The organism is Photorhabdus africana (assembly GCF_035181445.1).
Classification (GTDB): Bacteria; Pseudomonadota; Gammaproteobacteria; order Enterobacterales; family Enterobacteriaceae; genus Photorhabdus; species Photorhabdus laumondii.
Map to the genome: position 1 here is coordinate 1 of NZ_JAXBVE010000024.1, position 23404 is coordinate 23404.

The window sequence follows — 23404 nt, forward strand, 5'->3', positions numbered from 1 at the left end:
TGATAAAGGATATGACAGTCAGCGTTTCAGGATGTTTATTAAACAACGGGATGCGACTCCAGTGATCCCTTATCGTAAAAATAGTCGAAAAACAGACCAAGGTATTGATAAATGCTTATACCGTTATCGCCATTTAGTCGAGAATGCTATTGCTCGAATTAAGCATTTTCGAGCAATAGCAACGAGATACGATAAACTTGAACGGAATTATACCAGTATGGTGGCACTCGCATTCATCATTGTCTGGTTGCCGATGTGGGTTGATTGAATAATGACTTTAAAACATCAACAGCCCCTAGAACACATTTGGAAATATCGCCACGCAGCAGAAGTTGCAGCGTCTTGATTTTAGAGATTTGATTACGCCCTTCTGTCGCGAAATCAATTCCGCCTTCTATGAAGGCAGATTTTTACTATAGGATAAGCCAATCTCTGCACGAAATAGCTCTACTAAATATTGAATTATCATTTATAACATCTAGCATAGAATAGCTATTTTGTATCAATTCAAGCCTTACTAATTCTGGATCTGTTTTATCTTGAAATAACCTAGTTGCAGTGTGAAATCCTCGATTGATACCAAGACCATGTCTAAAGTCTGTGCTAGCTAAACTATCTCCGACAGCGCAAGCTGTTACTGAAGAAATTTGATTATGTAATGAATTATTATCATTCGAAAAGATAAGATTAATTTTTGTTGTTACTTTATTTGTTGATAACCATCTCTCGGCTCTAGATGGTACAAAAATAACTCTAATTTTCATTAAATCTAAAAAGTTTTCTTCAAGATTAGCATATGTGTTTTCTATAGTGACTCTTTTATCTATTATCCTACGAACGACTAAAGCAAGACTGTCTGCCTCTGACCAATTGAAACCTTGCAAGTAATTAATGAATTCTAATCCATTAATACCAGAAAGTTTATTTCTTCTAATCATATTGAATAAGTCAACTGCTCTTTTATATAGAAAATGATCTTTCTTAAGAGATGTTATTTTTTCTAAGAATGGTGGTAATTTTATTGAAAAAGGTGTTGTATCAAATTTTAGAAATGGTAATTTGGTACTCATGTGATTTATAGAATACCCACATTCTTCAAAAAATTCACTAAATTTATCAGACGGATATGAGAATTCAGCTACAGATGAGTTTCCTTCGCTAAAAAAGATTGTATTTTCATGACAGTCATGAAATTCAGTTTTTTTATTTTCAACATGAGACATTTCATGTTCTGGCCAGGTCATTTTTAGAGCTGAACCGTATTCATGCTCACTTTCGAATTGAATGCCTATTGTTTTATTCATTAAGATGGAATGATAGCCAGTTGCATCTACAATTAATTCTGGGTTTAAATTTTTTAAAATACTATTATCATCAAAGTGCTCTGTAAAAATAGAAATTAAAACAATATCATTGTCAGAAGATATATCTTTTAATCCTGCCATAAAAAAACGATTTTTATAAAATTTCTCCATATTTTCTAGAATAGTGGATTGTATGTTTTTTATACTCATATGATCTAAGTCACTATATTTCTTCCGATTATCCTCATAATCTTCTTTAAGTACCCCATAAGGACACTTTTTCACTATTTCTGGAAGATAAGAGAGAGAAAAAAGCTTTCGATGAAATTGTACAACCATTGATCTTTCTGCCCAGCCTTTAAAGGTGTAAGCAGAAATAAATCGCTTATCTAAAATCAATACATTTTCCGCAAAATTATTTTCTAATATTTTAAAAGCAGAAAATAGACCTATTGGTCCAGCCCCTAAGACAATAACCGTTTCGTATTTATTATTCATATATACCCACTTATTCCATAAAGGCCCGTTGCTGTTCCGCATTGAACTTGTGTGGTACGCCGGTCGGTTTTTTATAACTAAATCCATTGTGTGGTGCAGCCATTTATTCATGCCGGGAACGGTGTAATTGATATCCCACCACGCTTCGACAAGACGGATAACAGCCTGTGTGGTGGGCAGAAGATTCGCGGTCAAATAAGCGATAAATTCCTGAGTCTGTGTTTCGCTGAGATAGCCCTGAGAATCGCCATTGTCGGGCTTGAGTTTGCGGTGATTAAGGTAATCGCTGATATGACGATTAACGGTCGTTTCATGAAGACCCAGAGCCTGAGCGATCATCACTGAACTCCAGCCATCAGAACCGCTTTGATGCGATCACACACCCTCTTATCACCGCAGGTGTGATGGAGGTGTTCAAGTTCAGCTTTTTGCTCATCGGTAATGAATATTTTCATGCGTGATACCATGAGCCTCATTTTGGGGAAAATCAAACAGTTTCAATAAGTACGGGTATATTTCCGTATAATTAAAATAACTTTTAGTTAAAAAAATAGGCGAATTCGACTAATAAGCCCTCTTTTTAAGTTAAAAAGAGACTTGGATTCACATTATAAGATTAAATACTGAACTCACTATGCTCTCCATTTAAAAATAATATCATAGGTAAATCGATTTACTTTTTTAAATAGCACCCATTTATAGAAAATGGCGTGTTCATAAGTAGATTTTTTTATATATTAAAAAACATGCCTTCATTTTAAATCATTTCAAAAAAAATTAATACTGTTTTTATATGAATTTGCTTTTTTAATTTCAAGTATTTATTTTTCATTTTATTAATTATGCCAATTTATTATTAACTTTTAATATATTTACAGAAAAGTAATATTTTTAGTTATTAACCGTCATTCCGCACCTAATTCCTAATTTAAAATAAGTATTTCTCGACCAACTAGCCGGCTTTCATGGGACATACAGCTGCCTTTCTATATTTCAAAATGAAATTTCACTATTTCTGTGCTAACTCACGCTCTCTGCGGGGACATGGCTTCCTGATATTCCTTGGTAGATTGTCCTGTCAGGAGGAGATTGGGAACAATTTGTAGTACTGAATCACCGGCGCTTTATCTGGATAAACGAGGTACCACCGCCTAAAATGGAAGACGTGTCGATTCTTAACAATATTCTGGAGGATGAATACAGAAAGTTGTCACTAAAATGTATTCATACAAAACACTATGACCCAAGATCATAAACTACAAGTCGAAGCCATTAGATGCGGTACGGTGATTGACCATATCCCGGCCCAAGTCGGTTTCAAACTACTCTCTCTATTTAAGCTAACTGAAACCGATCAACGCATTACCATCGGCCTGAATTTACCTTCCAATCGACTAGGTAAAAAAGATCTCATCAAAATCGAAAATACATTCCTGACAGAACAGCAAGCTAACCAACTTGCTATGTATGCGCCGAATGCTACGGTGAACTGCATTGAAAACTATGAAGTTGTGAAGAAACTTCCCATTAACTTGCCTGAGTGTATCGATAGCGTATTAGTCTGCCCTAACAGCAACTGCATCAGCCACAATGAACCCGTAGAAAGCAGTTTTCGAGTCAAAGTGACAGCGGAAGATGTGGTGCTAACCTGCAAATACTGCGAGAAAGAGTTTGACCGCAATGTGGTGATTCTCAACGATTGAACGATCTATGTCAGTTGCTGAGGCAGAAGCGAACACTATAATAGTACCCTTGATGAAATATTTATTCAGTTATCACATTAACAGGAGAATCTATGTCATACGAGATTAATACCAATAAAGCCCCGGCGGCAATTGGTCCATATGTTCAGGGGGTTGATCTAGGCAATATGGTCATCACTTCCGGCCAGATCCCAGTCAATCCAGATACAGGTGATGTCGCAGAAGATATCGCCGCTCAAGCTCGTCAATCACTGGAAAATGTCAAAGCTATTGTTGAAAAAGCAGGTCTCACTGTCGGTGATATTGTTAAAACAACTGTCTTCGTTAAAGACCTGAATGACTTCGGTACCGTTAACTCAACTTATGAAGCATTCTTCAAAGAACACAATGCATCTTTCCCGGCGCGTTCTTGTGTTGAAGTAGCCCGTCTGCCAAAAGACGTTAAAATCGAAATCGAAGCTATCGCGATTCGTAAATAATCCCTGTCCTGTTTTCTACAACCCCTTAGTTAGTTACTGACCAAGGGGTTGTACTTTTCACTGAACCCTAAAATATTAAGTCTCCATTCTTTGTTTCAGATCAAATGAGATCGTGATTATCTCACGCAAAATTACTATATGTTGTGTTTAAATATAAAAATAAAACCACATATAGCAGCATCTATCTTTAAGCTGGATATCAAAACGAGAATAGTTTGCCCTTTGGATAACATTCTCAAGGAGTCATATTGTGAAAACTGTTGTGATAAAACGGGATGGTCGCCAAGTACCATTTGATGAAACACGTATCAGAGATGCCGTAAAACGGGCCATTTCTGCCGTTGGCATGACGGATGATGGGTATTGTATCCAAGTTGCATCCGCAGTAACGCAATTAATGGCTGACTACAGACAAGTTGATGTACAAGATATTCAGACCGCAGTAGAACATCAATTGATAGCAAACAAGCATGATCACCTTGTCCACCGCTATATTCAATATCGTCACGACAGGGATACTGTCCGAGAATTACACAGCCGACTTAATCAAGAAATCCGTGGCTTAGTTGAACAGAGTAACGTTTCCCTGCTCAATGAGAACGCCAATAAAGACAGCAAAGTGATTCCAACTCAACGGGATCTGCTAGCCGGGATTGTTGCTAAAAATTATGCCAAACAATATATTCTGCCGTGTAATGTGGTATTGGCTCACGAAAAAGGCGAAATCCACTATCATGATCTCGATTATTCCCCCTTTTTCCCAATGTTTAATTGTATGTTAATCGATCTGAAAGGCATGCTAACCCACGGGTTCAAAATGGGTAATGCTGAAATAGAACCACCAAAATCCATTTCAACCGCAACAGCGGTAACGGCTCAAATTATCGCTCAGGTTGCCAGCCATATCTATGGCGGTACCACCATCAATCGTATAGATGAAGTATTGGCTCCTTTCGTTAAAGCCAGCTACGAAAAACACTTGGCGATCGCCGAAGAGTGGGATATCACTGATAAAAAATCTTATGCCGAAGTACGAACAAAAAAAGAGTGTTATGACGCTTTTCAATCACTGGAATATGAAGTTAATACACTGCATACCGCCAATGGGCAGACTCCTTTTGTCACTTTTGGCTTTGGTCTGGGTACATCAAAAGAATCCCGTCTAATCCAACAATCTATTCTGCGTAACCGCATTGCTGGTTTGGGTAAAAACCACAAAACAGCGGTGTTCCCCAAACTGGTATTTGCTATCCGTGATGGCCTAAATCACAAACTCGGTGATCCTAACTACGATATCAAGCAACTGGCTCTCAAATGTGCCAGTAAGCGCATGTATCCAGATATTCTTAATTATGATCAAGTGGTTAAGGTTACAGGCTCCTTTAAAACCCCAATGGGTTGTCGCAGTTTCCTCGGTGTTTATGAGGAAAAGGGGGAACAAATTCATGAAGGACGCAATAACTTAGGGGTTATCAGTTTGAACCTGCCTCGGATAGCTATCGAAGCCAAAGGAGATGAAAAACATTTCTGGCAATTACTAGACAAACGTCTGGCACTGGCAAAGCAAGCACTAATGACCCGTATTACCCGCTTGGAAAGTGTCAAAGCACAAGTTGCACCAATCCTTTATATGGAAGGTGCCTGCGGGATTCGCTTAAAAGCCGATGATAATATCGCTGAAATCTTTAAGCATGGCCGGGCTTCTGTCTCCCTAGGCTACATTGGTATTCATGAGACCATTAACGCATTGTATGGCAATCAAGTTCATCTATTTAATGATCAACAATTACGTGTAAAAGCACTCTCAATTGTTGATCATCTGCGAAAAGCCACTGATCAATGGAAAAAAGAGACAGGTTATGGTTTCAGTTTGTACAGCACACCAAGTGAAAATCTATGTGACCGTTTCTGCCGCCTTGACACCGCTGAGTTTGGAGTAATTGAAGGAGTGACAGACAAAGGTTATTACACCAACAGTTTCCATCTTGACGTTGAAAAGAAGGTCAATCCTTATGACAAATTGGATTTTGAAGCCCCTTATCCACCACTAACAAATGGCGGTTTTATCTGTTACGGCGAATATCCTAATCTGCAACATAATCTAAAAGCACTGGAAGATGTCTGGGATTACAGCTACTCACGTGTCCCTTATTACGGCACCAATACCCCCATCGACGAATGCTATGAGTGTGGATTCACCGGTGAATTCTCCTGTACCAGTAAAGGGTTTACCTGCCCACGCTGTGGCAATCATGAACCTTCCAGAGTATCAGTCATCCGCCGCGTCTGTGGTTATCTGGGAAGCCCCGATGCCCGTCCATTCAATGCGGGCAAACAGGAAGAGGTGAAACGCAGAGTAAAACATCTGACAAATGGGCAATTAGGCTAATTTAAGGCAGGTTGACAACGTGAATTACCACCAATACTACCCTGTTGATGTGGTCAACGGCCCCGGAACTCGCTGCACACTATTTGTCGCGGGGTGCGAACATCAATGCCCCGGTTGTTATAACAAAAGTACCTGGCGGGTGAACTCCGGCCAACCATTTACGCAAGAAATGGAAGACCATGTCATTTTTGATTTACAGGACAGACGCATTAAACGACAAGGACTCTCTTTATCTGGCGGAGATCCCCTACATCCACACAACGCACCCGCAATCCTAAAATTGGTAAAACGGGTTAAAGCAGAGTGCCCAGACAAGGACATTTGGCTTTGGACGGGTTATCGGCTAAAGGAACTTAGCGAAATTCAACGGGAAATTGTCAGCTATATTAATGTGCTAGTGGATGGCAAGTTTATACAAGAGCTTTATGAACCCGGTTTACTATGGCGTGGTAGCGACAACCAGATTATTCATAGATTAAGATAATTTTATCGCTGCCAGCAGATCTTTTTACCAAATCCAAGCGTATTATCAGTCATCTTTATTTCATTGAGATTCAGTTGCCAAATAGGTGTTTTAACAGCAATTGCCACAGGAAAACGGCGGCAATAACGTGCTCTGGCCGCTTTATCTTTTTCACCCTCAAGACGAATGACTTCTCCTTTGAACTGAATACCTTTTATCTGTGCAATATTACGAATCTGCCCGGCAATAGTACCTGCAACCTGTGGATTTACCTGCATCATTTCACCGTGGCGAGTATGAAGTTCAGTCATAAACCAGAAAGCTATTTCATCGACATTGAAAACATAGAAACAATTTGCGCACCAAATATCATCACCGGTTGCTGTACAAAGCGTTAGGACATGCTGTCTTGCGAGGTATCTGTGGATAATCTGAAAGTTTTCAGTGGTGTTCACTCTCTCTCCAATAGCAGGATTATATCTGCCTGGAAGCCCAGAACCACGCCGGGATAAACATCAATCCTACGGCGTGTTCTGATATCTCCTGACAGGGACAGGGTTCAGTCTGCTCTACTATAAATTAGTTATAGATCTCAGCAACACCTGATAATTGATTCTTACCGCTGGCAGAGATAATGCGGAAAGAAGATGCACCTGCTTTGTCAGCTTTTTTGGATAATTCGACACTTAGGGTTTCCAAAGTATCAGCCCCCGTTACAGAAACAACACCAATTCTAGGGGAAGAAGAAGTTTGAACTTCTGTTGCCGCCATACTACCAAAAGAGATAGCACTTAAAGCTAAAGCAACAGCGATATATTTTACGTTTTTCATACTATGATCCTTGATCAATTTTTAGTGGAATGAGTTACTCTCTGTGATGTGGATCATAGTATGCTCTAAAGGCCGGAATAAAAATTAGCAATTATTGCTATTTTATTTCAATTTTTTTGAATGAATAATGCGAGGTATAGCAAATTGATATGTAACAGGTTTTATAAAACTGTTATATTGTAATAACTTAAACTAAATTATTCAGAAAAATGATATAGAAAAACGTTCGAGTAAAATATAAATATCAAAAATAGAAAATTCAGAAAAAAATTATATGGCTGAAAATCAATGGGTTCTTTACTTACTGAAAACAAAATCAGGCATGCTTTATACCGGGATAACAACAAATATTCACCGCCGTTTTGCGCAACATGAAAACGGGAAAGGAGCCAAATCACTGAGAGGGAAAGGACCGTTACAGCTAGTTTTCAGTAGTCACGCCGGAGACCGCTCCAGTGCCTCACGGCTGGAATATCAAGTAAAACAATTAAGTAAACAGCAAAAAGAGAGGCTGGTTATTTGCCAGCCCGTCTGTATAGCAGAATATTTAGCATCAATTAGAAACGGCCAAAGTGTGGGGAGTAAGTAACCAATCCCTGATGGTCAGCCAAAGAACTATCAGCTAATTCATATACCTGAAAATAAGATTCACACGTTGGCCACTGGCAATGCAACTGATGCTCACTGGCAAGCGTAAAACCAAACCGGCGATAGTAGTGTGGATCACCTAAAACAACGACGACGCCATAACCAAATTCATTCAGGCTATCCAAACCTTCATACACCAGCTTTTCACCAATCCCCTGCCGACGATATTCTTCAGCAACCGCTAACGGCGCCAGACCAACCCATTGGTTATCTTCACCATTAATATCCACCGGACTAAAAGCCACGTAGCCGATTACCTGGCCTTCGTCATCTGTAGCAACCACACCTAACGTCAATAATCCACCTTCCCGCAATTGTTGGACCAATTCCGCTTCTGCCGGGGTATCAAAAGATTTCCGTAATAACTGATCTATTCCCGCTGCATCTACTGGAATTTCTACTCTGATCAACATGATAATCGCGCAAGATCGTGCTGATCCGCGCCCTCCGGCAAACTCGCTTCTATACACTCAGCCAATTGGAACAAACCCGCACAAAGAACAGCAAGCATGAACTTCAACGCTATCGTATCTACCAAATTTTTAACACACAACCCTAATTCTGTACGAATAACCATTAGAATCAGATAATTGGCTTCGTCGCTGAAACTAACCTCTTCCTGCTTATACTGGTTAACAACTAAATGACTATCACGGACAGTAATAAACCAGTGCAGAGTAAGATTGTGGATTTTTCCTAACACAGCTCAGACTCCTTACTTGATAAAGTAACGTAGCTATTTAGCCAAAATATATCGGCATTCGCCCGATCCTACATCAAGAATCCAATACAGACCTAACTGTAAATTTTACCTTTTAATTATTAGGGTAATATCTGACTATAAACTGCGCTAAATCAAAACATCCCACCACTAATTCAATTAAAATTACTAATCATTTATTACTTTATTCCGGTATTTTATATGTAGTGACTTTGCCCCACAAAAAATTTATTTACGGAACACAGTTGTCGCCGATAACGGAGAAGAACTTATCTATATCTGTCTGAAATATGATATTAAAGCCCATGATTCTTTAATCTAAATGGAAACAAAATTATCTCATAAACATACAGTTATAAAAAAAAATGTAAACATAAGTTGCATACTGAAATTAAAATTTACACATACTGATTATAGCCGATGGCAAACTTTTGGCTTAATGTATAGCATCAGTCCATACGTATTTCTTAAATTATTGAGAGAGATAATGCTAAAAAGCACGTATAGGCTTTATTAAGATTTGCTTCTGGATTGATTATCCTTGGGCTGAATTGTCACAAATGTATATAGTTTAATCCTTATACAATAAATAGGAACGGTGTATGGAAAGCCAAGATATTTATTCAAAATTCATTGGTAAGAGGATAAAGCTATGGATGGATGAGCGTTTCCCGCTACAAAATGCGCCACTTTTCTTTATCTTTTATATCATCAGCTATTCCGTAGCTTTTTATTCAATAGGGGAAAAGCCCGTTTTGTCATGGGAGATCCTGCTCGGTTGCCTGATGTCCTTCTCCTATTTTTTACTATTACGGATATTCGATGAGCATAAAGATTACCAACTGGATTGTGAACATCATCCACAACGGATTTTACAGCGCGGTATTATTACGCTGAAAAATCTACGGGTACTTGGTATCTGTTGTATCGCATTGCAATTAGGTGGAAGTCTATTGCTAGATCGGGGAATTGGCTCAGTTACTTTTGCCTGGCTGTTGGTCTTTATCTGGACCTGTCTTATGGGGAAAGAATTCTTTATCGGTGAATGGCTAAACCAACACCTTACTTGGTATGCCATTTCCCATATGCTGGTAATGCCACTTATTATCTGGTGGTTAGGCAATATCGCCAGTCCTAACCTCACACTCAATTTCCCAATATGGGTTTTGATGGGCTTGTGCTTTTTCTCTGGATTCAGTTTTGAAATTACACGCAAGTGTAAAGGGCCAGATGAAGAACGTCTTGAAATACCGACCTATTCATCTATTTTCGGCAGAAAAGGAGCTGTCGCTATTATCGCGGCATTACTCACCGTAATGTTGGCGCTACAGATTTGGCTAATCCGTATCACCACTGATGGTATAGCGTTATGGGCGTTAATTATCTTGGTCGTTTGTTATGCATTGTGTCTATGGCAATTAAGTAAATTCCTCCGTAACCCCACCATCCAAAATCGCAAACGCGATGAAGCTGTCGTGGGAATATTCATGGTGCTAGGTTATTCAGTTTGCACTGCTAGCATCTTAATAAAACTTGGGTTTGCTTAGGTATTAAAGGAAATATAGTTATGTTGCAAAAGAATCTCCAATCATATGTAAGTGATGTTTCAGATAATACCACTGCACACACAGAAAACTGTGCGCGAAGTTCTATTCTAGAATTGTCACGTGACATATTCAGCATCAAAAAACACCAAGAGGCATCTGCCGTCCATACAGAAACAACCCAAGTAAAATTATTGCCCCGCCGCCACCTCTACATCTACACCGAGGAAGCCCGACAAAAACGTCTGGATTATTTGGCAAAACATACCGGGCATGCATTGGAACACGTGGCAAACACCCATCTGGATGCGACCAAACTCACAAAAACCATTGAGGGATTTATTGGCTCAATAGAAATCCCTGTGGGAATCGCCGGTCCTCTCTTGATAAAAGGACAATACGCTCAAGGGGTATATTATGCGCCACTTGCTACCACAGAAGGTGCTTTAATTGCTTCGGTATCCCGTGGTTCTTCCGCCATTACGCAATCAGGGGGGACGACCGCGCGTGTACTTGGTCAACGCATGATACGTGCTCCTCGTTTTGAATTTCATAGCGTCTCGCATAGCATTATGTTCAGTGATTGGATCAAAGAACATGTCAGCGAATTACGGTATGAAATAGGACGCCACTCCAAACATGCGCAATTACTGGAAATAAAGCCACAAATCATCGGGCGCAGCGTCCATTTGCAATTTATCTACAATACAGCCGCAGCAGCAGGTCAAAACATGACTACCATCTGCACTTGGTATGCATGTCAATGGATCCAACAACAGTTAACCAAAATGGCGTTTATACCACTGCGTCACTTTATGATCGATGGTAATACATCTAGTGATAAAAAGGTGTCTTATCAACCTTTCATCGAAGGACGTGGAACACGTGTAGTAGCTGAGGTTTATTTAGATGCTGAATCCTGTCAGCAAATCTTGAGAGTCACGCCACAACAACTTGTCACGGCTTATCATCATGTCTGCGAAGGCGCTATCGCCTCAGGGATGATCGGCATAAATATTAATGCCGCAAATGTGATTGCCGGGATGTTTACCGCTCTAGGGCAAGATATTGCCTGCGTACATGAATCGTCAGTCGCCCATTTGCACATGACATTAACTGCCGATAACCGAGTCTATTGCAGTATTACGCTACCTTCTCTGATCGTCGGTACAATCGGTGGCGGAACTTATTTACCACACCAACGTGAATGTCTGAATATGTTGGGCTGCACCGATGAAAACGGCACTGCCCGCCTGGCCGAGATCATCGCCAGCTATTGTCTGGCCCTTGATATTTCAACACTGTCAGCCATTGCTGCGGATGAGTTCGCTCAATCGCATGAAAAACTTGGCCGCTATCGCCCTGTCACCACGAGCAATATCACTGCGCACACCCCACAGGAACTTGATCTGCCCTTCTTCCAGCAAGCAAATTTTAACCCTGTGTTACAAGGGGCCCATTTGACTACAATCAAACCTAAATTTTCTGGTGATGATGGGCACAGCATGCTGACACATCTAAGCTCAAATTATGCGGAACGTTTAATTGGCTTATTTCCTTTTTCTATAACGACATCCGCACAGAACAATTTATCCGTGATGCTGAAACTGAAGCCTCTAGGGAGTGAGGTCGTGAATATGGTACTGGATATCGCTAAACACTGCTCTTCTGAGTTGTTTGCCGTTTTCCAGGATTTTGAACATCAGCTTGAATTTAACCAAAGCCATAGCCGTGAGCTGGCTATTATGAATCAGCAAGATCCACGGTTGATGCGCTATATTCCCGTTATCTATGGTGTGATTGAAAACGAAGCAACCGGAACTTATGCCCTGATTGAAGAATTGCTCCACGATATGGTGTTAATGAACAATATTAACCTGGAAACACCTTGGGAGCAGTGCCACCTTGAAGCCGCCATCCGGGGAGTAGCCGATATTCACTCTATCTGGTTGGGACGGGAAGAAGTGCTCACGTGGAAATTCTCACAACTGCAAATTCCGAATGCCGATACGGTTTCACAGATGAAGCCCCTGTGGCAAAAACTGGGCAATTTTATCCACCAAACGTTTCCTGAGTTGTTCACTGCCGAAGAACATAAAGATTTCCAGCACTGGGTAGACAATGCCGCCACCTGGTGGAAGGAGATCGAACAGATGCCCAGGACATTGATCCACGGTGATTTCAACCCACGCAATATTGCCTTCCGGCAACAGGAAACTGGCTTACATTTATGCGCTTGGGATTGGGAATTGTCTACTTTGCATCTCCCCCAGCGCGACCTGGCAGAACTTCTGGCCTTTAGCTTAGACCCACAAAGTGATGCAGATAAAGTAGCTTATTATATTGAACTACACCGGGTTGAACTTGAGCAAAAATCGGGGATCTCCCTCGATCCAATAATTTGGCATCGAGGCTATGAATTAGCGCTGCATGATTTATGGATGAGAAGGATTCCGCTTTATATGATGGCACACAATGTTGTTGGCTACCCATTTATGGAGCGCACAATGAAAACGCTCCGCTGGCTTATTTCATTAACACGGAATTAATAATCAACCGAATAAACTATTTAATTTACTCTTCCTCTAAAATAAGGGTGCAGCAATAGCTTGTAATACATTTATATCTTATTGATCTATTCACGCCAACAATATTACGTGCAAATAAGAGCATGATGTAAGCAAGGTATACTATTGCTGCATTGGTGGAATAATATGAAATATCTCTACACGCAAGATAATGCTATTGAATTGGCGGAACATTCCTTAGGTGGCAAAGCGGCTAATTTATTATGGCTTACGCAAAACGGTTTTCCTGTACCTAATTATTGGGTCATCAGCAGCGAGGTGCTTAATAGCCTACTCATCAACGATACGTTTGCAAGCAACATCATAGAGCAGTTGGCTACCGTACCACATGATATCAGCCAGGAAAAACTAGACGCTATTGCTGCGCCATTGCGTCAGTGGCTACAGTCAATTCCATTGCCTACTGAATTAGAAGAAGAATTGGCTCTCTTATCAGAGAATCACCCAGATACATTTTTCGCTGTTCGCTCATCAGCCATTGGTGAGGACGCCGCCAATGCTTCTTTCGCCGGGCAGATGGACAGCTACCTATTTCAACGGGGTAAAGCAGCACTTGCCAATAGCTTACGTGCTGTGATGGCCTCAGCTTTTAACACGCGTGCATTACAATATCGCCTACACAAACGGTTACCGATGGGCAATATCAGTAGTGCTGTCATCATTCAGAACATGGTTGCCGGTGAGGTTTCTGGTGTCATGTTTACTGCACACCCTGTTACGGGTAGCAGGCAACATTGCCTAATCTCATCCGCCTGGGGCACCGGAGAAGGCGTAGTTTCCGGCGAATGCGATACCGATGAATTTTCAGTTCATCTCACCACACCTGAGATCGAACGTCATATCACACAAAAAGAGACAGCAACTGTTTTCAATACCACCAACGGCAGCGGTACAGTAACAATACCCGTCGCGAAAGAAAAACAGTGGGAACCGACCTTACTCGATAATAAAATCTATGCATTACGAGATATTGGCAAAGAAATTGCCTCAGCACGAGGGTGTCCACAAGATATCGAATGGACGATTCAAAACCATCAAATCTTTATTCTACAGACCAGGCCAATAACCCGATTGCCACGTCTGGATGATAAAAGCGAAGATCATATTATTTTCGATAATTCCAACATTCAGGAATCTTATTGTGGAATAACAACACCACTGACTTTCTCTTTTGCCCGGGCAGGTTATGCCACCGTTTATGAACAGACAATACGTGCTTTAGGTTGCTCAGATAAACAGGTTAATCAGCATCGTTCCATGCTGGAAAATATGCTCGGCTTAGTTAAAGGTAGGATCTATTACAACATCAACAATTGGTACAAAGGACTACTGTTACTTCCCTCTTTCCAAACCAATAAAAAAGATATGGAAAGAATGATGGGGCTGGAAGACCCGGTTGATTTTATTGAGGATAAAACACTTTCACTGGGCAATAAAATAAAGAAACTGCCAAAAATGGGGTGGGCACTCCTGCGCTTGCTATATGCCTTTAGAACTATGGATCAACGGGTAGAACTATTCTTAGAGCAGTTTAAATGGCATGCCGGCGCCATAAAACAATCAGAGCTGCATACTTGCAACAGCGGCCAACTGATCGAGAAATTGAAATATCTGGATGAACATCTGCTACGACGCTGGACGACACCGATCCTGAACGACTTTTACGTGATGATGTTTAATGGCCGGGTAAATCGGGAACTAATTGCTGCCGGTATTGAGAATTCATCTGCACTATTAGGCGATCTTCTCTCTGGAGATGAAGATATTGAAAGTACCCAACCGACCAAAGTGCTGTTAAAGATGTGCCAATATGCGCGCCAGCACCCTGAGTTGTGCAACCTGTTGACCCTCGGTGATGCACCTACCCTGCTGACCCAAGTACGCCCACTCGATGAATCATTCCACCAGCAGTGCATTGATTATATTAAAAAATACGGCGATCGCACGATGGGTGAATTGAAGCTGGAAACCATCACACTAAAACAAGATCCCAGTTTTTTATTTCTGATACTAAAAAACTACCTTGCTATCGATACCCTCACACCAGAGACGTTATCCAGCCGGGAAAGGAAGTTGCGTACTCAGGCCGAAAATACCGCATTTCAGCAAATACAGGAGCGACTTGGCTCTAAGCGTATGAACGTCTTTAAAAAGAATTTGCAGAAATTACGTCAAGCGATACGTCACCGGGAAAATATGCGTTTTACCCGAACTCGTATGTTTGGGCTGTATCGAGATATCTTCCTACAACTTGGTCAGGCATATGCATTAGAAGGGATACTCGCTGAACCCCGCGATATTTTTTATCTCACGTTAGAGGAGATCTACAGCGGCTACGAAGGAACAGCAATACAGACCCAACTTGAGCCTTTAGTTGCTATACGCAAGCAAGAATATGCCAACTACGAAAAAGAAGATGAACCAGCTCATCACTTTTTCATTAGAGGCTCACTGTATCAACAGCAAGATTACAGCTATCCCTATCAGGCACAACAAGCCCCAACCGATAGCAGCATGCTACAGGGCATAGGTTGCTACCCAGGGCAAGTTGAAACAACTATCCGATTAATTAAAAACCCACAGGATGAAATGTCACTGGCAGGGCAGATCCTGTGTACCGTACGTACCGATCCCGGTTGGGCGCCGTTATTCCCTACAGCAGGCGGATTACTCATCGAGCGCGGTTCCACACTTTCGCATTCCGCCGTTGTTGCTCGTGAACTGGGTATCCCCGCCATCGTCGGCATTCCCGCCGTCACACAAATTTTGAAAGATGGCGATCGGGTACGCATGGATGGAGCAACTGGGACTGTTGTCCGCTTGCACGACACCACTGTAGAAAAACTGACATCAAGGAGTGAACATGTCTAATATCTTCATGGGAGAATGGTCTCCGGCCAATCCACTACCCGAAGGTTTTCTTGACCTTCCACCCAGTATTTATCGCGATTGGCCGCTATGGCCCGGTGAAGACCGGGAAAAAGTACAACAGCAGTTCAGCCCGAAGAATTCTTGGTTTAATCACAGTAAAGCCTGGATTGGCTGCATTCCAGGGAAAGCCCGTCTTGTCGGCTTTTTAGTACCTCATAGAGTTGATGGCCGATCTGCCGCATTTTTCGGCTTTTGGGAAACTGATAATGACATAGCAAGCAACACCATGTTGTTTAGCGCTCTAGAACAATGGGCCAAGGAAAATGGTGCGCATAATCTCTACGGGCCGATTAACTTTTCAACTTTCGGACACTACCGCGTTCGACTTGATCATTTTGATGTGCCTCCCTTTGAGCATGAACCTTATAACCCTCCTTACTATCCCCTTTTGTTAAAAGAGTTAGGGTTTGATATCCGTTATCGCTATACCTCGATATTCGACGATACTCAAGCAACAGAAAGCAACTTTCAGCAAGCTCATCAACGCGCGCAAAGACTTCCTGATGTTCAAGCGACATTATTGCCGCTAACGCCAGAATTATGGGTGCAAGAACAGGTTAAACTCTACTCTTTTATCGACTCGGTGTTTGGTGAGAATTTCGCTTATACCACGCCATCTTGGTCCGCATTTCAACAGCATTGCGGTAAGGAGTTTATCAAACCTTTTTGCCATTACCCTGCATCATTTCTGGCTAAAACTCCTAGTGGCGAAATTGCCGGGATAATTTTGAGTCTGTCAGTCCTGCAAAAAGGTCAACCCGCCATCGGGTTGCTGAAAACCGTGGCAGTCGCACCGCAATACCGGGGCAGTCGGCTGTACAACACGCTATACCACTCATTTGAACAGAGTGCCAGACGTATTCACCCTCGTCTAGGAGGGGCCATGATGCGTGAAGATAATACATCGCTCAAAACCGCAAAACGGCTTTTCAATACACCTGCTGCCACCAAGCATCAATATGCGCTTTATTACAGGAGGATCGCATGACAAATATTTGTCAGCCAATTGTCGATGCAGCCCAAAAACATCCTGAACATTTAGCCCTGCAAGCGCCACATTCACAGGATCATAGTAGCGGTTTAAGTTTTCAGGCGTTTTTTTCTCATGCCTCCCATTTCCAGCATCAGTTAACCCAATCTGGGTTTGTCGCTGGCGATCGCTTGTTAGTGATTATCCAACCAGGCTTAGTACTTTATCCATTGCTTATCGCGATTCTGGGGCTAGGGCTAGTTCCAGTTATGCTTGAGCGCGGGCTTGCCAAAAAACAACTGAGGGAGATACTGCGCCACAGTAAATTATCGGCGGTGATCACTCAACCTACGTTAGGAAAATTCTGGTTTCTGCTCCCTGAACTATGGCGACTGCGACGTTTTGTCATCGGACAACGTATATGGGGCATGAAAGCGCTGGAAACGCCCAGTCAACACTTACCTCTGAATAGCTTTATCTGCCGAGATTTACCGCCGGATACAACTGGGTTAATTACCTTTACCTCGGGTTCTACCGGCACACCCAAAGGCGCAAACCGCACTCATGACAGCTTGCTAGCACAACTTTATGCCATAACAGCACTTTTTGCCGAAGGGAAGAATGAGATAGATCTACACAGTTTCCCCGTTATGGTGCTGCACTCATTGTGCTGCGGCAACAGCAGTATTCTGCCTGATTTTGACTTTTCCCATCCCGCAACCGTCGATCCACAGAAGATCGTCAAGCAAGTACAAGACAAAGGTATTACATGCCTCAGCGGCGCTCCCGCCTATATGAGCAAAATCACCGGTTATGCTAAGAACAAAGGGTTATCATTCCCTAACGTGCGAACAGTCATCGTAGGTGGTGCGCCTGCCAATAAAGCTCTGCTTGAAAACTGCCTGACAGTCTTTCCACATGCTCGGCATTTGGTGGTCTATGGTTCCACCGAGGTTGAACCGATCAGTACCGTCGAAATGACGACTCAATTAAACCACTGGGCAACTCATGATGGCTATCTGGTCGGAAAACCGGTTACACAAGCAGAAATATGTATCCGGGAAATAACGGCTAACCCCCAACAAATTACTCCACTGGCTGCCGGTAATGTCGGTGAAATCTTAGTTGCCGGGCCTCATGTGCTCAAAGACTATATTGATAACCCTCAAGCAACGAAAGAAAACAAACTCCCACGTAAACAAGGAGGTATTTGGCACTGTACCGGTGACGTCGGCTATCTGGACACGGCAGGACAGCTCTGGCTACTTGGACGGGTAAAAGACAAAGTGGTGTTAGATGATGGTCGTATCATCCATCCCTACGTACTGGAAAAAAGAATCAATGAACTGCCTGGGGTCACTCAAAGCGCATTCGTGTTACATCCTTTAGGCGGAGCCGCCCTGATACTGGAAAGCGCTACACTACCGACAGATTTACCCGCTATTTTAGACGAGCTGGATCTCACGCTGGTTACTCGTATTTATTGTGCTAATCCTATCCCAGTTGACATTCGTCATAACAGCAAAATAAACCGCATCGCGTTGATCAATATGCTCGGTAAAGGCCAATTATCTTCCGTTCCACACAAGGAAAAATTATGAATAATAATCATTTCATCATTCATCTAAACAGAGCAGACTATATTACTATCGTTGGGGCGGTATTTAGCGCTCTTGCCGTGGCCGCCGCGTTACAACATTGGCATTACTTAGCTATTGCATTTTTGTATCTTGCCATGCTTGGCGATGCGCTCGATGGTATTCTAGCCAGAAATTTAAATATTGTCCGCCCGTTTGGTCGCTATCTTGATGGATTTATGGATCAACTTATTTACTTGATCTCTCCAGCCATTATCCTCTACCTTTCCGGTTATCAATCTTGGTATTCCCTGTTTATCATTTTAATGATCATTAGCGGCTGTCTGCGATTATCCGTATTTAATGAAGTTGGGAATATTCAGAATGAAAACCAGCTCTCCTATCTTGGTATGCCCGTATTCTGGAGCTTATTTATTATCAGTGGTTACGCTTTGGTAAGCTTGGTAGCCGAGCCGTGGTTAAGCCATCTCTTACTGACATTAGCGCTCCTTACATTCAGTATCGCCATGCTATGGGATCGCCCGTTTTATAAATTCAAGAGTCTCAATACTATTATCAGTACAACACTTGCAGGGTTCGTTTTATTTACTGGTCTTCATTTCTGGAGTCTTTATGCTCAATAGTTTTTATCACGGATGGATTTTAATGATCCCCGTCATCCTTGGTGGTTGTTTACATATGGTGATTGTGACGAAAAACTATTTTTCACGCTGGGCTATTCCAATACATCAACGTTATTTCGGTCGTAACAAGACCTGGCGCGGTTTTATTACTGTACCCATTATTACCGCGCTATTTTCACTATTGTGGTTAGTTCCCAGCACCGGAACACAGGACACGGTTATTCCCCAGACTATTTCCTCCTGCTTATTTGCCGGTTTTCTAGCGGGCTTAGGCTATGTCCTTTTCGAATTACCAAACTCTTGGCTAAAAAGGAGGCTCGGCGCACCTCCGGGACAACACCCGGAACAAAATAAGCGACTGTTTATTTTATTCGATCAACTTGATTCTGCTATTGGCGTCACAATAGCCTATTTTATTTATCTTAATCTGACTTATATCGATGCACTTTTCGTTTTTCTCTGTTTTTTAATCAGCGCCTTCGTTGTTAAAAATATATTGTTTTTATTTTCGCTGAAAAAAACGAGATTCTAAGTAGAAAATTCGATGGAAATACCGCAGCAAAACGGCTGCGGTTTCGCAGCTTATATAATAAAATTCAATTATATGGAAAATAAAAATACGGAATCATGACCTAAATATTCTACGCAAATAATAGGTTATTTTCCTGAATTCACCATTACGCGCCATACCTATCAAAATTCCTAGCAGAGTATAAATCACACCAAGAACCAGCATCATAGCGATATCTCCCAATACATTCTGTACTGGCAATCCCATCTGGTTAACACCGGCAATCGCTTTTGTTGCCCAAGTAGACGGTAAAGCAGAAGAAATTGCTCTCACCCAATCAGGCATTGCCTGTACTGGCCAAATGGTGCCGGAAATATAGAACACAGGCGTGGTAAGCAAGGCGATCGTCAAATAGATCATTTCTACACTGCGCATACATTCTGTCACTAATTTCCCTAATCCAAGTACCGCCAACATAAACAGGAACGTCAGCATTAATAACAAAGGAATAGACGCCTCCTGCCGGTATCCCAATACCCACGGCCAAAGCACAAAAAAGATGATGGAGAGAAAAAGCCAAATTGGTAATAACGCCGACAACGCTCCCAAATAGACAGGTAATGGTGGTTTACCTTTCGGTGTACCACGTATTGTAATACTGACCCGTACACAAGATATCAATAACGAGTGTTGTAATAACATCACCAACAAACCGGGAAAAACAATTGCGGCAAAACTAACACCAGGATTAAATAGCCCAACAGTTTCACTACGAATCGGCATCAATAATAATTCTGTCTGTTCAGGGCTAAAACCATATTTCAATAATAACGTTCTGTTATATTCGTTTAGCAATTGCCGGTGAGCAGAGGTCAATTCTTGCTGAATTTGTCCATTAGCAAGACGGCTGGTTGCATCGCCATAAATCGGAAAGGTGATATTTTTTCCATTAAGGATATTTTTCTCCAAGTCCGCCGGGATAATAATAATCGCAAAAATTTCACGTAGCAGTAGATCGTGACGAGCATCAGCTAAATTATCATAGTTATGGACAGCAATTTTAGCCGTAGAATTGATCTGGCGTATCAAAGCGCGACTAGCAGAGCTGTGATCCTGGTCGATCACGGCAACCGGTAGATCCCATACTGTTGGCCGGACATATACCAAACTCATCATACACAAGGAAACCAGCATCAACATCCACATGGGCTTTTCCAACATTCCCATTAATACCCGGCGAAAAGTTTGCCAATACATCTGCATTATTCATTACCCTGTGGCAAGCCAAGCCGTTTAAATAACCGGTTTCGTACTAACAGAAAGCAAACGACTGGATAAATAAGTAATAAAGCACAAACAGATAAAATACCCAGTAAAGAAACCTCACGCAGAAAAATATCAAACATCGCATTTAAAGCATGTGTTAAAGGCTCAATATTGGCAATTATCCGCGCCGGCAATATCATTGATAATTCTGGCACTGACATACCTGAAAAAGTTGTCGCAATACTTACTAGCACCCCGATTAAACTGTAAGCCGTCAGTGTGCTATTAGTGAAAGTAAACAGCAAAAGACCAATACTTTGAGCGGCAATGACGTAGAAGAAACCTACTACCACCATATATATTGGGTTACCATTCACTTTTGCATCAAATACACCAATCAGAGCAGCCAATTCGACAATCAACAACAGAGTAAAAAACAGGGTATAAGGTGCCAATTTTCCCAACAGAGCGAAAGTAAACGGTTTCATTGTCATCAGCATCTTGCTGCGTGCCATGCTATAAATCGTGCAGGTTACAACAAAAAGCTGTAATAAATGGATTGTGGCCGCAAACTGCTTATAATAGATGTAACTACCGCTGGCATTAAAAAGGCTGTCATAAACGAGCGTAACATTGGCTAATGGAGGTGACTGATGGCCCATTTCTGTCGCCAATATAGAACGGTACTTCGCATTAATCTCTGCCATTAATCCACTGAGATCTTGAATAGAATAACTTCCGGCACCATAAAACAACGCGTTGTAATACATACGCACGGTTGGCTGGTGTCCTTTGAGTGCATTAGCTTCAAAATCGTGCGGGATATAAAGTAAGGAATAATCCTTAGCACTACCAAGCCGTTCAAGAGATTCCTGCAATCCGCCATCATAAGATTTAATCTGCGCATGAGAAGCCGCGTCCAAGTTACGTATTAGATGACGTGACAGCGGGCTCTGATCATTATCAACCACCGATACTGGCAGATTGAGTAATGTCCCTTCTGAAAAATTAGCGCTGATCAGCACAAATAGCATCAAAGGAAATAACCAGCTTAACCAGTGAAAAACCGGACTACGAATCACAGCCCGGATTTCTTGGCTAAAAGCGCGTTCGAAACCACGCCATGCAACCTTGCTCCGCATCAGTCACCTACTCATCCCAACGCCACAAAGCACTCATACCAGGACGCAAACCTTCAATAGTCTGTAAGGGATATAAGCGCACTTCAAAGGTTCTTAAATCGAAATCACCGGTGGCACGAGTTGCACGTTTAGTCGCGTAATCACCCATCGGAGAGATATAACGAATTTCGGCTTCGATCTCTTTATCACCTAGCGCAGGAAGACGAAGTTTGACTTTATCCCCTTTGTGCACCTTTGCCAGAATATCTTCCCGCAGGTTATAAATAAAATAAGCTTCTGGTACACGGACTAATGTCACCAAGGGGCTATTAGCATTAAATAATTCACCAACTTCTGCCGGAATCGGCCCAACTTCCCCCGCGACAGGTGCTTTGACCTGCAAATCATTACTCTGGGTTTGTAACTCGATCAGTTGCTGTTCAGCCTGACGCAAAGCTGCTGCATATTTCTGGCGCAGTTCAATTCTGTCACCATGCATACCTTCATCCAATGCCGCTTTTGCACTCTGCATTTTCTGATAGGCAACATCCCTACTTCTATGGGCATTATCTAGATCGTTCCGTGAAACATAGCCTTTAGACGCTACGCTCTGAATACGATCATATTCACGTACCGCATTATCATATTCGGCCTGAGCTTGTGCCAAACCCGCTTCCAGATTCCGAATACTTTCTTCTCGTGTTCCATGCAAAGATTGCTCCAACTGCGCTTTCGCTTGATCACGAGCAGCTTCTAGTGAAGCAATCTGGGCTAGCAATTCGGGGCTTTCAAGTGTAATCAGCAACTGTCCTGCCTTAACATCATCTCCCCGTTCAACATGACGTTTGATCACTCGCCCCTTAGCTTTAGATGCCACAATCACTTCCGGTGCATCAACTTCTCCTTGCAACAACAAATATTGGTTATGGGAACGAAATAACACAGCCATTGCCGTGAGCAAAATAACCAGTAAAATCGTAAAAAGTGTTCTTTTTTTCATGATGTCTTACACATCCAAAATTACCCGACCCGAAACTAACGCTATAGCTTCTCATTGTTCTACGGAAAATTTCTTATATGTTTGTGCGTATAATCACTGACAGAAAGGAAAACGCTTCATAATAGTGTAGTGGTTTATGATTCTTGTCAAATATTAACCTACTTAAACTAAACTTTTAATAATATTATTAGCTGTTTCTGTAAACTAATAACATTC

At 41.9% G+C, this 23404-nt stretch carries 21 protein-coding genes and 1 pseudogene; 13 read left to right on the forward strand and 9 right to left on the reverse strand.

From position 1 onward, the window contains the following. Nucleotides 1–268, forward strand: a 268-nt coding sequence (locus SLS51_RS14175; protein ID WP_323839384.1) for a transposase, incomplete at its 5' end; no start/stop codon positions are given. 145 nt (nt 269–413) lie between these two features. On the opposite strand, the gene SLS51_RS14180 is transcribed toward SLS51_RS14175, so the two are convergent. Further along, nucleotides 414–1802: a hypothetical protein gene (locus tag SLS51_RS14180; protein WP_323839385.1), complete on the reverse strand. Its 1389-nt coding sequence runs from the start codon at nt 1800–1802 to the stop codon at nt 414–416. Nucleotides 1803–1815: 13 nt separating this feature from the next. Next, nucleotides 1816–2257, reverse strand: a pseudogene (locus tag SLS51_RS14185) (helix-turn-helix domain-containing protein); the annotation flags it as partial. Between the two features lie 783 nt (nt 2258–3040). On the opposite strand from SLS51_RS14185, the gene pyrI reads away from it, so the two are divergent. The 4 genes from pyrI to nrdG all read left to right on the forward strand — a co-directional run bounded on the left by pyrI (nt 3041) and on the right by nrdG (nt 6857). Then, on the forward strand, nt 3041–3505 hold the full coding sequence (gene pyrI, locus SLS51_RS14190; RefSeq protein WP_323839386.1) for an aspartate carbamoyltransferase regulatory subunit: 465 nt from the start codon (nt 3041–3043) through the stop codon (nt 3503–3505). Between the two features lie 92 nt (nt 3506–3597). After that, the gene (ridA, locus tag SLS51_RS14195) at nt 3598–3984 is read left to right on the forward strand and encodes a 2-iminobutanoate/2-iminopropanoate deaminase (protein ID WP_323839387.1); all 387 of its coding nucleotides are present in this window, start codon (nt 3598–3600) and stop codon (nt 3982–3984) included. Nucleotides 3985–4234: 250 nt separating this feature from the next. Continuing rightward, a complete protein-coding gene (nrdD, locus tag SLS51_RS14200) occupies nt 4235–6373 on the forward strand; it encodes an anaerobic ribonucleoside-triphosphate reductase (RefSeq protein ID WP_323839388.1) in 2139 nt (712 codons plus the stop codon). A gap of 19 nt (nt 6374–6392) precedes the next feature. After that, nucleotides 6393–6857, forward strand: coding sequence for an anaerobic ribonucleoside-triphosphate reductase-activating protein (nrdG, locus tag SLS51_RS14205; protein ID WP_323839389.1), 465 nt, complete (start codon nt 6393–6395; stop codon nt 6855–6857). A gap of 2 nt (nt 6858–6859) precedes the next feature. On the opposite strand, the gene SLS51_RS14210 is transcribed toward nrdG, so the two are convergent. Together SLS51_RS14210 and bhsA are read right to left on the reverse strand one after the other, a co-directional pair. After that, the gene (locus SLS51_RS14210) at nt 6860–7291 is read right to left on the reverse strand and encodes a YhbP family protein (RefSeq protein WP_323839390.1); all 432 of its coding nucleotides are present in this window, start codon (nt 7289–7291) and stop codon (nt 6860–6862) included. A 124-nt stretch (nt 7292–7415) separates the two neighbouring features. Next, the gene (gene bhsA / locus SLS51_RS14215; RefSeq protein WP_323839391.1) at nt 7416–7667 is read right to left on the reverse strand and encodes a multiple stress resistance protein BhsA; all 252 of its coding nucleotides are present in this window, start codon (nt 7665–7667) and stop codon (nt 7416–7418) included. 274 nt (nt 7668–7941) lie between these two features. On the opposite strand from bhsA, the gene SLS51_RS14220 reads away from it, so the two are divergent. Then, nucleotides 7942–8256, forward strand: coding sequence for a GIY-YIG nuclease family protein (locus SLS51_RS14220; protein WP_323839392.1), 315 nt, complete (start codon nt 7942–7944; stop codon nt 8254–8256). Here SLS51_RS14220 and SLS51_RS14225 read toward each other — a convergent pair. Both SLS51_RS14225 and SLS51_RS14230 read right to left on the reverse strand, forming a co-directional pair. Next, nucleotides 8225–8728, reverse strand: coding sequence for a GNAT family N-acetyltransferase (locus SLS51_RS14225; RefSeq protein WP_323839393.1), 504 nt, complete (start codon nt 8726–8728; stop codon nt 8225–8227). The genes SLS51_RS14220 and SLS51_RS14225 overlap by 32 nt on opposite strands. Beyond that, nucleotides 8722–9018 (reverse strand): hypothetical protein, encoded by a 297-nt coding sequence (locus SLS51_RS14230; RefSeq protein WP_323839394.1) that lies wholly within the window; start codon nt 9016–9018, stop codon nt 8722–8724. Before SLS51_RS14230 ends, SLS51_RS14225 begins: the two co-directional genes overlap by 7 nt. A gap of 620 nt (nt 9019–9638) precedes the next feature. Between SLS51_RS14230 and SLS51_RS14235 the strand changes: the two genes are divergently transcribed. The 7 genes from SLS51_RS14235 (at nt 9639) to SLS51_RS14265 (ending at nt 19822) form a co-directional block, all read left to right on the forward strand. After that, nucleotides 9639–10583 carry a prenyltransferase gene (locus SLS51_RS14235; protein WP_323839395.1) on the forward strand — a complete coding sequence of 315 codons (945 nt, stop codon included), beginning with the start codon at nt 9639–9641 and terminating at the stop codon, nt 10581–10583. A gap of 20 nt (nt 10584–10603) precedes the next feature. Next, entirely contained in the window at nt 10604–13129 is a 2526-nt protein-coding gene (locus tag SLS51_RS14240; protein ID WP_323839396.1) for a hydroxymethylglutaryl-coenzyme A reductase family protein, read from the forward strand. Between the two features lie 165 nt (nt 13130–13294). Further along, nucleotides 13295–16039, forward strand: a complete 2745-nt coding sequence (locus SLS51_RS14245; protein WP_323839397.1) for a phosphoenolpyruvate synthase — start codon at nt 13295–13297, stop codon at nt 16037–16039. Next, the gene (locus tag SLS51_RS14250; RefSeq protein ID WP_323839398.1) at nt 16032–17087 is read left to right on the forward strand and encodes a hypothetical protein; all 1056 of its coding nucleotides are present in this window, start codon (nt 16032–16034) and stop codon (nt 17085–17087) included. The genes SLS51_RS14245 and SLS51_RS14250 overlap by 8 nt, the downstream gene beginning before the upstream one ends. Beyond that, nucleotides 17084–18670, forward strand: coding sequence for a fatty acid CoA ligase family protein (locus tag SLS51_RS14255; protein ID WP_323839399.1), 1587 nt, complete (start codon nt 17084–17086; stop codon nt 18668–18670). Before SLS51_RS14250 ends, SLS51_RS14255 begins: the two co-directional genes overlap by 4 nt. Then, the gene (locus SLS51_RS14260; protein ID WP_011148591.1) at nt 18667–19290 is read left to right on the forward strand and encodes a CDP-alcohol phosphatidyltransferase family protein; all 624 of its coding nucleotides are present in this window, start codon (nt 18667–18669) and stop codon (nt 19288–19290) included. The genes SLS51_RS14255 and SLS51_RS14260 overlap by 4 nt, the downstream gene beginning before the upstream one ends. Continuing rightward, nucleotides 19280–19822, forward strand: coding sequence for a CDP-archaeol synthase (locus tag SLS51_RS14265; RefSeq protein ID WP_323839400.1), 543 nt, complete (start codon nt 19280–19282; stop codon nt 19820–19822). The genes SLS51_RS14260 and SLS51_RS14265 overlap by 11 nt, the downstream gene beginning before the upstream one ends. Before the next feature lie 93 nt (nt 19823–19915). Here SLS51_RS14265 and SLS51_RS14270 read toward each other — a convergent pair whose 3' ends face one another. Genes SLS51_RS14270 through SLS51_RS14280 form a run of 3 tightly spaced genes read right to left on the reverse strand, consistent with a single transcriptional unit; the run spans nt 19916 to nt 23188 of the window. Further along, nucleotides 19916–21064 carry an ABC transporter permease gene (locus SLS51_RS14270; RefSeq protein WP_323839401.1) on the reverse strand — a complete coding sequence of 383 codons (1149 nt, stop codon included), beginning with the start codon at nt 21062–21064 and terminating at the stop codon, nt 19916–19918. Beyond that, on the reverse strand, nt 21064–22209 hold the full coding sequence (locus tag SLS51_RS14275; RefSeq protein WP_323839402.1) for an ABC transporter permease: 1146 nt from the start codon (nt 22207–22209) through the stop codon (nt 21064–21066). The genes SLS51_RS14270 and SLS51_RS14275 overlap by 1 nt, the downstream gene beginning before the upstream one ends. Nucleotides 22210–22216: 7 nt before the next feature. After that, entirely contained in the window at nt 22217–23188 is a 972-nt protein-coding gene (locus SLS51_RS14280; RefSeq protein ID WP_323839403.1) for an HlyD family secretion protein, read from the reverse strand. Between the last annotated feature and the right edge of the window lie 216 nt (nt 23189–23404).